At 72.1% G+C, this 14225-nt stretch carries 13 protein-coding genes; 5 read left to right on the plus strand and 8 right to left on the minus strand.

Annotated features, from left to right (window positions below):
- Window positions 1-68 precede the first annotated feature (68 nt).
- The 3 genes from AB0D74_RS25130 to pstB all read left to right on the plus strand — a co-directional run bounded on the left by AB0D74_RS25130 (window position 69) and on the right by pstB (window position 4041).
- The gene (locus AB0D74_RS25130) at window positions 69-2063 is read left to right on the plus strand and encodes an Ig-like domain repeat protein (protein WP_362591068.1); all 1995 of its coding nucleotides are present in this window, start codon (window positions 69-71) and stop codon (window positions 2061-2063) included.
- Between the two features lie 77 nt (window positions 2064-2140).
- The gene (locus tag AB0D74_RS25135) at window positions 2141-3055 is read left to right on the plus strand and encodes a sortase (RefSeq protein ID WP_362591071.1); all 915 of its coding nucleotides are present in this window, start codon (window positions 2141-2143) and stop codon (window positions 3053-3055) included.
- 218 nt (window positions 3056-3273) lie between these two features.
- Complete coding sequence (gene pstB / locus AB0D74_RS25140) at window positions 3274-4041, plus strand: phosphate ABC transporter ATP-binding protein PstB (RefSeq protein ID WP_362591211.1); 768 nt, start codon at window positions 3274-3276, stop codon at window positions 4039-4041.
- On the opposite strand, the gene AB0D74_RS25145 is transcribed toward pstB, so the two are convergent.
- Window positions 4017-4433 (minus strand): M55 family metallopeptidase, encoded by a 417-nt coding sequence (locus tag AB0D74_RS25145; protein ID WP_362591074.1) that lies wholly within the window; start codon window positions 4431-4433, stop codon window positions 4017-4019. The two genes, pstB and AB0D74_RS25145, sit on opposite strands and share 25 nt — an antisense overlap.
- 64 nt (window positions 4434-4497) lie before the next feature.
- Between AB0D74_RS25145 and AB0D74_RS25150 the strand changes: the two genes are divergently transcribed.
- Window positions 4498-4779 carry a hypothetical protein gene (locus AB0D74_RS25150; protein WP_362591076.1) on the plus strand — a complete coding sequence of 94 codons (282 nt, stop codon included), beginning with the start codon at window positions 4498-4500 and terminating at the stop codon, window positions 4777-4779.
- A gap of 142 nt (window positions 4780-4921) precedes the next feature.
- Window positions 4922-6721 (plus strand): phosphatidylglycerol lysyltransferase domain-containing protein, encoded by a 1800-nt coding sequence (locus AB0D74_RS25155; RefSeq protein ID WP_362591079.1) that lies wholly within the window; start codon window positions 4922-4924, stop codon window positions 6719-6721.
- Between the two features lie 9 nt (window positions 6722-6730).
- Here AB0D74_RS25155 and AB0D74_RS25160 read toward each other — a convergent pair whose 3' ends face one another.
- The 7 genes from AB0D74_RS25160 to AB0D74_RS25190 form a co-directional block, all read right to left on the minus strand.
- On the minus strand, window positions 6731-7237 hold the full coding sequence (locus AB0D74_RS25160) for a hypothetical protein (protein ID WP_362591082.1): 507 nt from the start codon (window positions 7235-7237) through the stop codon (window positions 6731-6733).
- Complete coding sequence (locus AB0D74_RS25165; RefSeq protein ID WP_362591085.1) at window positions 7234-7557, minus strand: hypothetical protein; 324 nt, start codon at window positions 7555-7557, stop codon at window positions 7234-7236. Before AB0D74_RS25165 ends, AB0D74_RS25160 begins: the two co-directional genes overlap by 4 nt.
- 55 nt (window positions 7558-7612) lie before the next feature.
- Complete coding sequence (locus AB0D74_RS25170; protein ID WP_362591213.1) at window positions 7613-9031, minus strand: HAMP domain-containing sensor histidine kinase; 1419 nt, start codon at window positions 9029-9031, stop codon at window positions 7613-7615.
- A gap of 39 nt (window positions 9032-9070) precedes the next feature.
- The gene (locus AB0D74_RS25175; protein WP_362591088.1) at window positions 9071-9820 is read right to left on the minus strand and encodes a response regulator transcription factor; all 750 of its coding nucleotides are present in this window, start codon (window positions 9818-9820) and stop codon (window positions 9071-9073) included.
- A gap of 279 nt (window positions 9821-10099) precedes the next feature.
- Entirely contained in the window at window positions 10100-10696 is a 597-nt protein-coding gene (locus AB0D74_RS25180; protein WP_362591090.1) for a CE1759 family FMN reductase, read from the minus strand.
- Window positions 10693-11850 (minus strand): LLM class flavin-dependent oxidoreductase, encoded by a 1158-nt coding sequence (locus AB0D74_RS25185; protein ID WP_362591093.1) that lies wholly within the window; start codon window positions 11848-11850, stop codon window positions 10693-10695. Before AB0D74_RS25185 ends, AB0D74_RS25180 begins: the two co-directional genes overlap by 4 nt.
- A gap of 221 nt (window positions 11851-12071) precedes the next feature.
- Window positions 12072-14051 carry a sigma-70 family RNA polymerase sigma factor gene (locus AB0D74_RS25190; RefSeq protein ID WP_362591096.1) on the minus strand — a complete coding sequence of 660 codons (1980 nt, stop codon included), beginning with the start codon at window positions 14049-14051 and terminating at the stop codon, window positions 12072-12074.
- Between the last annotated feature and the right edge of the window lie 174 nt (window positions 14052-14225).

Here is a 14225-nt window from a genome sequence, read left to right on the forward strand (position 1 = left end):
CGGCTCGCACCACCCTGCCAGATCCTCTGGCAACACCCAGCTAGCTAGCTCTCGTCAGGAGACTCTCGATGCGCAGAATGCGCTCTTCGGCGGCGTTCGTCGCCGCTGCCGTGGTGGCCGGCGGCCTCGCCCTCGCCACCCCGGCGGTCGCCGACCCCGACGCCGGTGCCTTCCGCCAGCTGGTCGGCGTGGGCTCGGACACCACCCAGGACGTGCTGAACGCCCTGGCCGGTGACACCGTCAACGGCACCAGCTACTCCGCCACCGCGGTGAAGTCGACGGACGGCGCGGGCATCGCGTCGTACGACGCGATCGAGCCCGGTACCGGCTCCACCACCTCGAACATCAAGACCCGGACCGACGGCCCGTCCTTCCTGCGCCCGAACGGCTCCGGCAACGGCCGTCTCGCCCTGAGCGAGGCGCTGACCGGCGACAAGTACCCGACCAGCGCCGGTGTCTCCATCAGCGGCCAGGTCGACTTCGCCCGTTCCTCCGGCGGCCCGTCCGTCTCCGGCACCGCGCTGACGTACATCCCGATGGCGCGTGACGCGGTCGGCGTCGCGGTCAAGGGCTCGGCCCTGGACACGCTGACGGCGGACCAGCTGCACGACATCTACTCGGGCACGCTCACCACGGTGAACGGCCAGACCGTGCACCCGAGGATCCCGCAGGCCGGCTCCGGCACGCGCAAGTTCTTCCTCGCGGCGATCGGCCTGACCGACGCCACGCTCTCCCCGAACGTCACCACCGTCCAGGAGAACCAGGCCAACGCGGCCCTCACCGAGGACGGGGCGCTCGTCCCCTTCTCGGTCGGTTCGTGGATCGCCCAGCTCAACGGCGTCTCCCCCGACTACAGCAAGACGGCAGCCGCGGCCGGCGGCCACCTGGCCTCCGTCCAGCTGCCCGGCGACACCGGCGGCGCCACCAGCCCGGTCACGACCGTCAACGGCAAGCTGGCCCCGGTCACCGCCTACTACGACAACTCCACCTTCGGCCGCGACGTCTACAACGTCGTGCCGAGCCGTGCGATCGACACCAACAGCATCTTCTTCGACAAGGACCTGTACGACGTCTTCGTCACCAGCGGCAGCCACACCGCCGCGCTGGCGTCGGACGCCGCCGAGGGGGTCATCTCCAAGTTCGGCTTCGTCAACGAGTCCTACAACGGCTCCATCCTCCTGACCAAGCACGCCAAGGTCGGCGGCCTGGAGGAGTCCGGCGTCGACGCGTCGGTGCCCGGTGCCCCCACGGTGAAGGCCACCGTCGGCGACGCGAGCGTGAAGCTGTCCTGGACCGCCCCGTCCGCCACCGCGCTGCCGGTCACCGACTACCGGATCGCGCTGACCGACGCTGACGGCGCCGTCGTCGCCGTCAAGGACGTCGCGGCCACCACCACGTCGCTCTCCTTCCCCAACCTGACCAACGGCACCTACACCGCCACGGTCACGGCCAACAACCTCAACGGCACCGGTGCCGCCGCCACCTGGACCGGCGCGGTCAAGTACGCGAGCAAGACCACGGCCACCGCCGCCACCACCGCCTACGGCAAGACCCCGAAGGTCGTCGTCACCGTCACCGGCTCGCACAGCGTGAAGCCGACCGGCAAGGTCACCGTCAAGGACGGCACCACCCTCGTCGGCACCGGCACCCTGGACTCGTCCGGCAAGGTCACCATCGGCCTGTCGAACCACCTCAAGGTCGCCACGCACTCGCTGTCGGTGTCCTACCCGGGCACCTCCAAGCTGAACGCGTCCTCCACCACCGTCTCCCTCAAGATCACCAAGGCGACGGCGGCGGTCTCCACCTCGCACCCGACCTCGGTGAGCCACACCGCCAAGGGCAAGGTCACCGTCAAGGTCACCGCGACCGGCACCACCCCGACCGGCACCGTCCGCATCTACCAGGGCTCCAAGGTCATCGCGACCGGCACCCTGAGCAGCGGCAAGGTCACCATCACCCTCCCGAAGCTGGCCAAGGGCAAGCACACCCTGCACGCCTTCTACGTCGGTTCCTCGACCGTGAACTCGAAGACCGGCGCCAACTTCACCATCACCAGCAAGTGACCGCCTGACGGGCCCGCCGGGAGCCTTCCACGGCTCCCGGCGGCCCCTCACTGACTCCCCGAAGGAGGCGGGCCGCCATGACCGTCGCCGTACCGACACCGAAAACCCTGGCTCCGGCCGTGCCCCGCAGGCCCGTCCGCAGCCTCACCTTCGTCCGCCACCTCTCGCGCGGCGGACTGCTCAGCCTCGCCGCCCTGCTGCTCGGCATCACCGCCCAGTTGCTCGTGTTCAGCAGCGCCCAGCAACACTCCGCCCAGCACGCCGACTTCGACCAGCTGCGCGAGCAACTCGCCCTCGGCACCGCCCCGGTGGCGCAGACCGACCAGGACGGCAAGCTGCTGGCGCCCGGCACGCCGGTCGCGATCGTCGAGATACCGAAGCTGGGCCTGAGCCAGGTCGTCCTGGAGGGCACCGACTCCTCCGTCATGACCGACGGCCCCGGTCACCGCCGGGACACCCCGATGCCGGGCCAGGCCGGCACCAGCGTGCTGATGGGCCGGGCGGCGGCGTACGGCGGCCCGTTCGGCAAGCTCTCCCAGCTCGCCACGGGCGACACGTTCACCGTCACCACCGGCCAGGGCAAGGCGAAGTTCCAGGTCATCGACGTACGGCGGGCCGGCGACCCGGCGCCGACGGCGCTGGCCTCGGGCAAGAGCCGGGTCGTCCTCATCACCGCCGCGGGCCCGAAGTTCATGCCCTCGGGCGTGCTGCGCGTCGACGCCGACCTGGTCTCCGCGCCGTTCCAGACCCCGTCGGCCGTGATCCGGGCCGGCACCCTCCCCGGCTCCGAGGAGCCGCTGGCCCGCCCCTCCGGGGTGCCGTGGCCGCTGGTGATGTGGATGCAGGCGCTGCTCCTGACCGCCGTGGCCGGCGTCTGGACCTGGCACCGCTGGGGCCGCCACCAGACGTGGATCGTCTTCGCCCCGGTCGTCGCGGTGCTCGGCCTCCAGGTCGCGACGCGGACCACCGAACTGCTGCCGAACCTGCTGTGACCGAGGTGAGTGAAGTGTCTGAAACAACCCAGGCAACCGAAGTGACCGAAGTACCCGAGCCAGCCGAAACGACCGAACCCGCCGAAACTGTCGAAACGACCGAAACCGCCGAGACTGCCGAGATCGCCGTGACCACCGAGATGACCGACACCGCCGTACTCCCCACCGCCACGGCCACCGCCACCGCCACCGCCGTGGTGGACGGCCCCGCGCCCGCCATGCTCGAAGCCCGGGCCGTCTCCGCCTGGTTCGGCTCCCACCAGGTGCTCAGCCAGGTGTCGCTGACCATGCCCGCGGGCGAGGTGACCGCGCTGATCGGCCCGTCCGGCTGCGGCAAGTCGACGTTCCTGCGCACCCTGAACCGGATGCACGAGCTGATCCCGTCGGCGCAGTTCGGCGGCGAGGTGCTCTTCGAGGGCGAGGACATCTACGACCCGTCCTGGCGGCTGACCGACGCCCGCCGCAGGATCGGCATGGTCTTCCAGAAGCCGAACCCGTTCCCGGCGATGTCGATCTACGACAACGTGGTGGCCGGCCTGAAGCTGACCGGCACGAAGGTGAACCGCCGGGAGAAGGACGTGCTGGTCGAGGAGTCCCTGACCCGCGCCGGCCTGTGGAAGGAGGTCCGCGACCGGCTCCGTCAGCCCGGCGGCGCCCTCTCCGGCGGCCAGCAGCAGCGCCTGTGCATCGCGCGGGCCCTGGCGGTCCGGCCCCGGGTCCTCCTCATGGACGAGCCCTGCTCGGCCCTGGACCCCACCTCCACGCGCCGTGTCGAGGAGACCATCCAGGACCTGGCCGGTCAGGTCACGATCGTCATCGTCACCCACAACATGCAGCAGGCGGCGCGCGTCTCCCAGCAGTGCGCGTTCTTCCTGGCGGAGCAGGGCACCCCGGGCGGCATCGTCGAGCACGGCGACACGGCGGCGGTCTTCAACTCCCCGCAGGACCAGCGCACGGCCGACTACGTGGCCGGCCGGTTCGGCTGAGCCCTCGGCCGGGCGTCAGCGGTACGGGGGCCGGCCGTCGCAGCCCCCTTCTCGACCGCCCGGCGGGCCTCCTCCGCCGGGCGCGGCCCGGCGGCGAACCGGTCCCGGGCGTACTTCACGGGCGCGGTGAGCACCGTTTCGTCCCGGGCCGTCATCTCCGCGCACGCCGCGTCGTCACCCGTGAGTGCCACGACCGGGACGCCGAGGGCCGCGGCGGTGGCCTGTCCTCGGCCTCGTGACCCGTGAAGCTGTGAAGCTGTGACGCTGTGACGCTGTGACGCTGTGACCGAGGACACCCGGGGCACCTGCCCGGAGTGGTGTCGACCCGGCCGACGAGCCCGGTGATGCCCTCGATGTCCACGCTGACGCACATACGCACGTCCTGAGGCCATCCAAACCCTACGTATTGTAGGTTCCCCATCGGCCACGGCGGCTCGTCAGCTCACGGGGGTACTCATGCAGGGCACGGACACACAGGAGGCGCGGCGCAGCATCGCCCCCACGGTGGCGGTGCTGGTCGCGAGCCTGCTGGTCGCGGCCGTCGGCGTGTACGAGCTGTCCGGCTTCGGCCTGCAGGCCCTCGACCGGCGCCCGCACCTGTTCAGCGACGGACTGGCGACCGGCGGGGTGATCGTGGCCGCGGTGGCGGCCGGGGCGGCCATCGGCAACCTGGCGTGGATGCTGGCGGCCCGGCGGCGCGCGGAGCGGGAACGGGCACAGGCCCTCGCGCGTCCGTAAGAGGTGGGACGGCCTTTCACACCGTTTTCCCTACCGCTTTCGTACCGCGGCGGACGCCTCCCCCGCCCTCCACCGTTACCCTACAGACTGTAGGGTCAGCCCTCCGTCAATCCGCTCCCCGTCCCCAAGGTGACCGGTCCCCATGCCCGCACAGCTGTCGACCCTGATCCCGCCCCGCGTCTCCGCCGCCTTCCGCGCCCCTTCCGGCGCCTCCGGCGGGGCACTGCACAGGCGGGCCGCCGACTTCACCGTCTGGTACCTGCGCGCGATCGCCGTACTGAACATAGTGGCGGTGCTGTCGCTCCCCTTCCGCCAGGAGGTCGACGAGCACAACAACGGCCGCATCACCCTGCACCTCCACCGGCAGCACGCGCACCACTCCGGCCAGTTCTTCACCCCGTACCTGGCCACGGCGGGCCTGGTGTCGGCCGCCCTCGCCATCTTCTTCGTCCTGGTGATGCGCCGCCGCAAGCGCGCGGCCTGGGTGGTCAACCTGGTCCTGTCCGCCCCGCTCTTCGCCCTCTACGTCCTCGCCCTCACCCAGCACGAGTACCGCGCCCACGCCTTCAACTGGGTCTCGGCGGCCCTCACCGGCCTCTTCGTGACCGCGCTGCTGGTCAGCCGCCGGGAGTTCAACGCGATCGGCGACCCGTCCAACCCGAAGACGGCGCTGGCGGTGGGCGCCGGCGGCCTCCTCGTGACCGGCGGCCTGGGCACGCTCCTCGTGCACGCCACGAACAAGCTGCCCGGCGCCACCCTGCCCGACGAGATCGCCTACACCCTCCTGCGGGGCGTCAGCGTCGGCCCGCTCGCCGACCACGTCACCGCGGTCCACGCCCCCCGCTGGACCGACATCGTCATCAACGTCCTCCTCGCCGCCGCCTTCTGCCTGGTCCTCTACGCAGGCTTCCGCTCCCCGCGGGGCCGCCGCCTGCTCAGCCCCGAGGACGAGTCCCGGCTGCGCGGCCTGCTGGAGCGGCACGGCGCCCGCGACTCCCTCGGCTATTTCGCGCTGCGCCGCGACAAGATGGCGATCTTCTCCCCCACCGGCAAGTCCGCGGTCACCTACCGCGTCGTCGGCGGCGTCAGCCTCGCCTCCGGCGACCCGATCGGCGACCCGGAGGCCTGGCCCGGCGCGATCGACGCCTGGCTGACGGAGGCCCGGCAGCACGCCTGGACCCCGGCCGTCATGGGCGCGAGCGAGGAGGCGGGCACCGTCTACGCCCGGCACGGCCTGGACGCCCTGGAACTCGGCGACGAGGCGATCGTCGACATCGCCGACTTCACCCTGGAGGGCCGCGCGATGCGCGTCGTCCGCCAGGCCCACAACCGGGTCCGCCGCGCCGGTTACACGGTCCGCATCCGCCGCCACGAGGACATCCCGGCCGACGAGATGGCGCACTTGATCGAACGGGCCGACAGCTGGCGCGACGGCGCCACGGAACGCGGCTTCTCCATGGCCCTCGGCCGCCTCGGCGACCCGGCGGACGGCCGCTGCATGATGCTGGAGTGCCGGGACGCGGACGACACCCCCCGCGCCCTGCTCAGCTTCGTCCCCTGGGGCGAGCAGGGCCTCTCCCTGGACCTGATGCGCCGCGACCGCGACTCCGAGAACGGCCTGATGGAGTTCATGGTCGTCGAACTCCTCCTCCGCGCCGCCGAGCTCAAGGTCGACCGCGTCTCCCTCAACTTCGCCATGTTCCGCTCGGTCTTCGAACGCGGCTCCCGCCTCGGCGCGGGCCCGGTCCTGCGCCTCTGGCACACCACCCTCACCTTCTTCTCCCGCTGGTGGCAGATCGAGTCCCTGTACCGCGCAAACGCCAAGTACCGCCCGGTGTGGGAACCCCGCTACATCCTCTTCACCAAGAGCAGCGACCTCCCGAGAATCGGATTGGCGAGCGCCCGAGCAGAGGGTTTCCTCACGGTTCCGTGGGGGTCGTGACGCCGAAGCTCACAGGTCCGACCTCCGGAACACCAGCAGCGCCTCTTCCCGGTACGCGTCCACGTCCTCGACCAGGGACGGTTCGTCGTCGCGCGCGAGAAAGAACGTCACCCGGGCAGTGACTCCCGGCTCCCCTTCCAGGGAGTTCGACAGCGACACGACAGCCGTCAGGCCGCCGGTGGCGGTCGTGGTCCCCGCCCGCTTCAGAGCGAACTTGGCATAGGAGACCGCGCGGACGAAGAGGTCGCGAGTGCGTTCACCGGCCTGCGTCTCGATGTCCCAGTCGGGGATACCCAGGCCGTTCACGGACGCTTCGAATCCCGTCGTGTCGGCGAACGCCGCTCGGGAGCCGTGGTAGCCGTCCCGGAGTGCGGCCAGGAGGCACGCGCCGTCCGTCTCGAGCACCCATCCCGAGTCGATCAGCGTGCGGAGCGGCGGGGGAAGGGCCTCCCAGGACGCCGCGTCCAGCGGACGGGCGCCCGCCAACTCCCGCATGGGGGTGTTCAGCCTGATCATGGAGCCTCTCCCAACCAACCCGGACCCTTGTTGACGGCCGCCTGGAAGGCCTGGTTGGACACCGGCTGCCGGGCCAGCCGGGCCAGCATGCCGGTGAATCCGCCGTCCTGGAAGTCCCACCGGCACTTCACACCCAGGTTGCTCTGGTCCTGGAAATACATCTGCCCGGTGGACGGTTCCGGCCGGATGGCTCCCGGAAAGTCCTCGCAGACCACCGCCTCCGCTCCTTCGGCGACGGCCCCGGCCACCGCTTCCGCGCCCTCGGCGACGGCGCCCGTGACCGGGCTGAGCGTGCCGATCGCCATGGCGTAGCCGAGCACGCGCGCCGACGGGCCGCCGACGGGCGGGTCGCCCGACGGGTCGTCGGCGGGTCGGTCAGACGCGGGGTGTGCCGCCCGCGAACCCCCCGCCCACCGTGAACCCGATCACCGCGCCGCCGCCCTCCCTGCGGAAGGCGAAGGGGGCGCCGCCGTGGGCCATGGCTACCTCGCGGACGATGGAGAGGCCGAGGCCGGAGCCGGGGAGGGAGCGGGCGTCGGCGGCGCGGTAGAAGCGGTCGAAGATGCGGATCAGGTCGCCCTCGGCGATACCCGGGCCGCGGTCGAGGACCTCGACGCGGACCGTGCCCGGGCGGGCGGGGCCGGTGACGCTGATCTCGATGGGGGCCTTGCCGTCCCGGTCGAACTTGGCCGCGTTCTCGACCAGGTTGGAGACGGCCCGCTGGAGCATGCCGGGCCGCCCGTCGGTCGTCGTGTCACCGGCCGCGCGCAGCACGATCTCGCGTCCGGTACGGCGCCGGGCCAGCCCCGCCACGTCCTCCGCGATGTCGGCCAGGTCCACGTGCTGCGGCGGCTCGGTGTCGGACTGCCCGGCCGCCAGGTCGACCAGCTCGTTGACCAGGTCGGTCAGCTCGCGCGCCTCCTGACCGAGGTCGGCGACGAGCTCGTCGCGGGTCGCGGGCGGGAGTTCGTCGATCCGGCGGAGCAGGGAGATGTTCGTACGGAGCGAGGTCAGCGGGGTACGCAGCTCGTGGCCCGCGTCCTGGACCAGGCGCCGCTGGTCCTCCTCCGACTGGGCGAGGCGGCCCAGCATCCGGTCGAAGGCGCGGCCCAGTCTGCCCACCTCGTCCAGTCCCGTCACCGGTACCTGGATGCCGAGCTGCCGGGTGCGGGCCACGTTCTCCGCGGCCGAGGTCAGGATCACCAGCCGCCGGGTGATCCGCCTCGCCAGCCACCAGCCGAACAGCCCGGCGGCCACCACCACGGCCGCCATCAGCAGCAGGGTCCGCTGCTGGAGCGCCTGGAGCAGGTCCTCGGTGTCGCTGAACTCCTGCGCCACCTGCACCGCGCCCCGCCCGCCGCCGAGCGCGACCGTGGCGATCCGGAACAGGTCCTCGCCTGCCTGGACGTCCTTGTGCTGGACCGTCTTCCCGGCCGCCGCGGCGCCGGCCGCCGCCCGGTCCGCGGCGGTGACGGGCAGCACCGGGCTGCCGCGGTCGATGATCTCGCCCTGCGCGCCGAGCACCTGCACGTCGGTGCGCGCGGGCCGGACCAGGTCATGGCCGGGCTGGGAGGAGGAGAAGTCGGCCGGCACCATCCTGTGCTGCTTGACCTCGTCCTGGACGTCGGAGACGACCTGCGTGAACACCGACTGCTGGTCGACGCGGACCAGCCGGGCGGCGGCGTTGTACGACAGGATGCCGACGACGATCGTGACGGCGGCCGTGACCGCCGCGAAGGAGACGACGAAGGTGGTCCGCAGGGAGACGAGCTTGGGCCGGCGCCGGGCCAGCATCCGCCTGAGCCGCGCGGGCAGCCCGGGGCGGCGGGCCACTCAGTCCTCCCGCAGCACGTAACCCACGCCCCGGACGGTGTGGATCAGCTGCGGGGCGCCCGGCTCGTCGAGCTTGCGGCGCAGGTAGCCGACGTAGACGGCGAGGTTCTTGGAGCCGGGGCCGAAGTCGTAGCCCCAGATGCGGTCGTAGATCGTGGAGTGGTCGAGGACGATCCCCGCGTTCCTGGCCAGCAGCTCAAGGAGTTCGAACTCGGTGCGGGTCAGCTCCAGTTCGCGCCGGCCGCGCCAGGCCCGGCGGGCCTGGAGGTCCATCCGCAGGCCGGCCGCCTCGACCTGCCGGTCGGAGATCTGCGGCTCGCGGCCTGACTCGGCGACCACACCGCCGCCACCGCTGCCGCCGCTGCCGCCGCCGGTGGTGACGGGCAGGGTCCGGCGCAGCAGCGCCCGCAGCCGGGCGAAGACCTCTTCCACGTCGAAGGGCTTGACGACGTAGTCGTCGGCGCCGGCGTCCAGTCCCGCGATCCGGTCGGCGGTCTCCACCAGCGCGGTCAGCATGAGGATCGGGGTGCGGTCCCCTTCTGCCCGCAGCACGCGGCAGACCTGGAGGCCGTCGATGCCGGGCATCATCACGTCGAGGACGAGGACGTCCGGGGCGATGCGGTGGGCGTGCGCCAAGGCCTCCACGCCGTCCGCGACCGCCGTCACCTCATAACCCTCCAGGGTGAGGGCCCGCTCCAGGGCGTGGCGGATGGCGCGGTCGTCTTCGGCGAGCAGCACAGTCTGGGGCACCTCACCAGTCTGCCAAGGCCTCCGGCGGTTCTGCCGTGGTGAGCGGGCCTACGATCACCCTTTTTACCTGCCTCTCACCGTCACAGCGGAACCCACGTCGAATCCCGGCCGCGGGTGGGTGGGGGTTGCTCGCGCAGTTCCCCGCGCCCCTCACGGGGCGCTGCCCAGCCGCGTACTGCATACATAGCTGCGGGCAGGCGTGCCGCGGGGCGGCACGGGTGGGCGCGGCGGCACCCGGCAAGCGCCGGTGAGCGTGCCCACCCCCCGGCCCCAGCCCCCTCAGCTCGCGGCCAGCCTCGCAAGCTGCTCCGCGAACGGTACGACCGGCAGCGCCTCCGGCTCGACGGGCCCGGTGCCGGACAAGCCGGTCATCAGCCCCGCCAGCTCACCGGCCGCCCGCTCGACCCGCCCCTCCAGGCCCTCCGCGCCCCAGTCCTCGGACGCCGCGTACACGCCCGTCGGCACGACCACCGCCCGCAGGTACGTGAACATCGGCCGCAGCGCGTGGTCCAGGACCAGCGAGTGCCGCGCCGTACCCCCGGTCGCCGCGATCAGCACCGGCTTGCCCGCCAGCGCGTCCTTGTCGAGCACGTCGAAGAACGACTTGAACAGCCCGCTGTAGGACGCCGTGAACACCGGCGTGACCGCGATCAGGCCGTCCGCCCCGGCCACCGCCTCCTGCGCGGCGGCCAGCTTCCGCCCCGGGAACCCGTTGGTGAAGTTGTGCGCGATCTCGACCGCGAGGTCGCGCAGCTCCACCACCTCGACCTCCACCTCGGCCGCGGCCTGCCGGCCCACGGCCGCCGCCAGCCGGTCGGCCAGCAGCCGCGTGGACGACGGCACGCTCAGCCCCGCCGAGACCACGACGAGCTTCATGCCCCGACCTCCTTCTTCTCCGACGCCTTCTCCGACGCCTTGTCCGCAGCCTTCTCCGCGGCCTTCTCCGCGGCCTTCTCCTCCGCCGCGGCGACCCGCAGCGACGCGTGCGTCGGCGCCTCCGGGACGTCCGCCGGACGGCCCTTCGCGAACTCCTTGCGCAGCACCGGCACGACCTCCTCGCCGAGCATGTCGAGCTGCTCCAGGACCGTCTTCAGCGGCAGCCCCGCGTGGTCCATCAGGAACAACTGGCGCTGGTAGTCGCCCGCGTACTCGCGGAAGCCCAGCGTCCTCTCGATCACCTGCTGCGGCGAACCCACCGTCAGCGGGGTCTGCTCGGTGAAGTCCTCCAGGGACGGCCCGTGCCCGTACACCGGCGCGTTGTCGAAGTACGGCCGGAACTCGCGCACCGCGTCCTGCGAGTTCTTCCGCATGAACACCTGGCCGCCGAGCCCGACGATCGCCTGCTCGGGCGTGCCGTGCCCGTAGTGGGCGTACCGCTTCCGGTAGAACTCGACCATCCGCTTGGTGTGGTCGGCGGGCCAGAAGATGTTGTTGTGGAAGAAGCCGTCACCGTAGTAGGCGGCCTGCTCGGCTATCTCGGGCGAGCGGATCGAGCCGTGCCAGACGAACGGCGGCACGTCGTCCATCGGCCGCGGGGTCGAGGTGAAGCCCTGGAGCGGCGTGCGGAACTTGCCCTCCCAGTCGACGACGTCCTCGCGCCACAGCCGGCGCAGCAGGGCGTAGTTCTCGATGGCGAGGTTGATGCCCTCGCGGATGTCCTGCCCGAACCAGGGGTAGACCGGCCCGGTGTTGCCACGGCCCATCATCAGGTCCACCCGGCCGTCGGCCAGGTGCTGGAGCATCGCGTAGTCCTCGGCGATCTTCACCGGGTCGTTGGTCGTGATGAGGGTGGTGGAGGTGGAGAGGATCAGCTTCTCCGTCTGCGCGGCGACGTAACCGAGCATGGTGGTCGGCGACGACGGCACGAACGGCGGGTTGTGGTGCTCGCCGGTCGCGAAGACGTCCAGGCCGACCTCCTCGGCCTTCAGCGCGATCGCGACCATCGCCTTGATGCGCTCCCGCTCGCTCGGCGTCCGGCCCGTGGTGGGGTCCGGCGTGACGTCGCCGACCGTGAAGATCCCGAACTGCATGCTCGCTCACCCTCCAGGTTGTTTACGATTCAACTATACCCACAGAACGAGACCCCACCGCCACCTATTCCCCACGCCACGGCAGGCGCCCCCGAAGGGGCGCTGGGGGTACCCCCGGCCGAAGGCTGGGGGAGGAACTGCGCGAGCAACCCTCACCGGCCCGCAGCCAAGGCACCAACACCACGCACCCCGTTTCCCACCCGGGGCGTGAGCCCCTCCGCTCAGCGTGCCGCCTGGAAGGCCCGGCCCGCCGCCGTGGCCGCCGTACCGCTCGTGAAGAGCCCGCTGCTCGGCTTCGCCGGATCCGCGCCGAGCCCGAACCACGCGTACCGCTGTACGTACGGCAGCGCGTCGAGCGCCTTCGTGGACGCGGTGACGAAGTCCGCCTGCTGCTGCGCGGACGGGAACCTGGTCCCCTGCGAGAAGTCGATCAGCGCGTACTCGGTGAGCCAGATCGGCTTGTGGTAGCGCGCGTACACCGCCGCCAGGTACGAGGTCAGCTGCTGCACGGCCTGCGGGGTGCGGAAGTCACCGCCGTACCAGTGCAGCGTGATGAAGTCGACCCGGTACCCCTTCGCCTGCGCCCCGGACATGAACCGGTCCAGCCAGCCGCCGGCGGTGTCCCCGCCGTACGCCACCGCCGGGCTGCCCAGCACCTTGCCCGCCGCCATCAGCCTGGGCCACAGCCCCAGCGCCTGGTCGACGGTCATGTTCGACTGCTGCGCCATGTCGGGCTCGTTGAAGCCGAGGAGGTACGGCCCCGCCGCGCGCGCCTGCGCCAGCGCCGCGTCGGTGACGGACGCGGTGCCCCAGATCATCGGCACGAAGGAGGCCGAGGACGGGGTCGTCACGCCCTGGTGCCGGGTGTTCCAGGTGTAGTACCAGCTCGCCCCGCTCGCGGCGAGCGCCTGGCTCACCCCGTCGAACGTCCACACCCCGACGCCCTTCTTCGCACCGGAGGCCACCTGCACCGGGGCCGCGGTGTGCTTCGACGGGGTCGGCTTGACGGAGGGGCTCGGGGACGCGCTGCGGGTGGGGGAAGGGGAGGCCGAGTGCGTCGGGACGGGGCTCGGACTCGGGCTCGGGCTCGGGGAGGCCACGGCCACCGGCGTCGGCGGCGGGACCGGGTCCGCGGCGGGCGCGGACGGGCCCGCCGTCATCCGGGCGGCGACCAGCGCGACCGCCGCGACGACCGCGACCGCCGCCGAACCACCCACGACCGCCTGCCTGCCCATCAGTCGCCCGCCCACCCGCTTGCCCGCACGGCTCCCCGCCCGCCCGTGCCGCCCCCGCGGGTGCCTGCCCCCGCCACCGGAACCGGCGGGATCGGCGGAACCGGCGGGATCGGTGACGCGGGCCCCGACGCCATGGGCCCCGACGCCATGGGCCCCGCTGGCCTGGGCCAGTACCCGCGCCGGGTCCAGTCCTGCCGGTACGGCCACCAGGGGCAGGCCGCTCAGCAGCCGGTCCATCGGCAGCAGGCCCCGGTCCAGGCCCGCGCAGCCCCCGCAGCCCCGTATGTGACGCCCGAACCGCTTGCGCCACAGCGGACTCGGCGTGCCGTCCCAGGGCGCGGCGATCCCGTCCAGCTCGGCACAGCGCGGGTCGGCCGCCAGCCCCCGCACCACGCACCGCGAGACCTCCATCTGCTTCTTCATCCGCTGCACCCGCACCGCCGCATGCCGGTCGGACAGCCCCAGCGCACCGGCGAGTTCGGCGCGCTCCAGGTCGCCGGTCTCCTCCAGCCACCACAGGGACAGCAGCTCCTGGTCGTCCGGGTCGAGCCAGCGCGTCGCCTCCGCGACCTCCCGGCGCTGCTCGGTCAGGCCCAGCCGCAGGATGGTCAGCCCGGCGAAGTCGAGCGCCGGATCCGTGATCGTCTCCGCGTCGTCGAGATGTGCCCGGCGGTCCCGGTCCGTGGCCCGCGACTGCTCCCGGTTGCGCACCTGCCGGATCGTGATGGCGACGAGCCACGACCGGAACGCGGACGGGTCCCGCAGCTTCTCCAGCCCCCGCACCATGCGCAACAGCGTCTCCTGTACGACGTCGTCGACATCGGCATGACCGTTCAGGGCCCGGCCGACGATGTTGTAGACCAGCGGCAGGGACGCGGTCACCAGGCGCTCCAGGGCCGCTCCGTCCCCCGCGCGGGCGGCCGTCACCACGCCGGGGTCGGGTCCGCTCCGATGGTTCTCGGTCATGTGGGCTGTTCCTCCGCGCAGAGTCCGGCTGTCGAAACGGAGACCCCGCGCACGACGCGGGGACAACAGAAAAAACGGCGGGTCGGCTTCGCAATTCTTGTTGTACGGCCCCCGTCGAGGAGGTCACCGAAAGGCAGGCACACGACAGGCAGACATCAGGCACCGCCCGAGGAA

The organism is Streptomyces sp. NPDC048278 (assembly GCF_040652195.1).
GTDB lineage: Bacteria > Actinomycetota > Actinomycetes > Streptomycetales > Streptomycetaceae > Streptomyces.

Excerpts from the sequence above, each read along its gene's own strand:
- AB0D74_RS25130 (WP_362591068.1), top strand. The coding sequence starts at position 69 with ATGCGCAGAATGCGCTCTTCGGCGGCGTTCGTCGCCGCTGCCGTGGTG.
- AB0D74_RS25135 (WP_362591071.1), top strand. The coding sequence starts at position 2,141 with ATGACCGTCGCCGTACCGACACCGAAAACCCTGGCTCCGGCCGTGCCC.
- pstB (WP_362591211.1), top strand. The coding sequence starts at position 3,274 with ATGCTCGAAGCCCGGGCCGTCTCCGCCTGGTTCGGCTCCCACCAGGTG.
- AB0D74_RS25145 (WP_362591074.1), bottom strand. The coding sequence starts at position 4,433 with ATGGCCTCAGGACGTGCGTATGTGCGTCAGCGTGGACATCGAGGGCAT.
- AB0D74_RS25150 (WP_362591076.1), top strand. The coding sequence starts at position 4,498 with ATGCAGGGCACGGACACACAGGAGGCGCGGCGCAGCATCGCCCCCACG.
- AB0D74_RS25155 (WP_362591079.1), top strand. The coding sequence starts at position 4,922 with ATGCCCGCACAGCTGTCGACCCTGATCCCGCCCCGCGTCTCCGCCGCC.
- AB0D74_RS25160 (WP_362591082.1), bottom strand. The coding sequence starts at position 7,237 with ATGATCAGGCTGAACACCCCCATGCGGGAGTTGGCGGGCGCCCGTCCG.
- AB0D74_RS25170 (WP_362591213.1), bottom strand. The coding sequence starts at position 9,031 with ATGCTGGCCCGGCGCCGGCCCAAGCTCGTCTCCCTGCGGACCACCTTC.
- AB0D74_RS25180 (WP_362591090.1), bottom strand. The coding sequence starts at position 10,696 with ATGAAGCTCGTCGTGGTCTCGGCGGGGCTGAGCGTGCCGTCGTCCACG.
- AB0D74_RS25185 (WP_362591093.1), bottom strand. The coding sequence starts at position 11,850 with ATGCAGTTCGGGATCTTCACGGTCGGCGACGTCACGCCGGACCCCACC.
- AB0D74_RS25190 (WP_362591096.1), bottom strand. The coding sequence starts at position 14,051 with ATGACCGAGAACCATCGGAGCGGACCCGACCCCGGCGTGGTGACGGCC.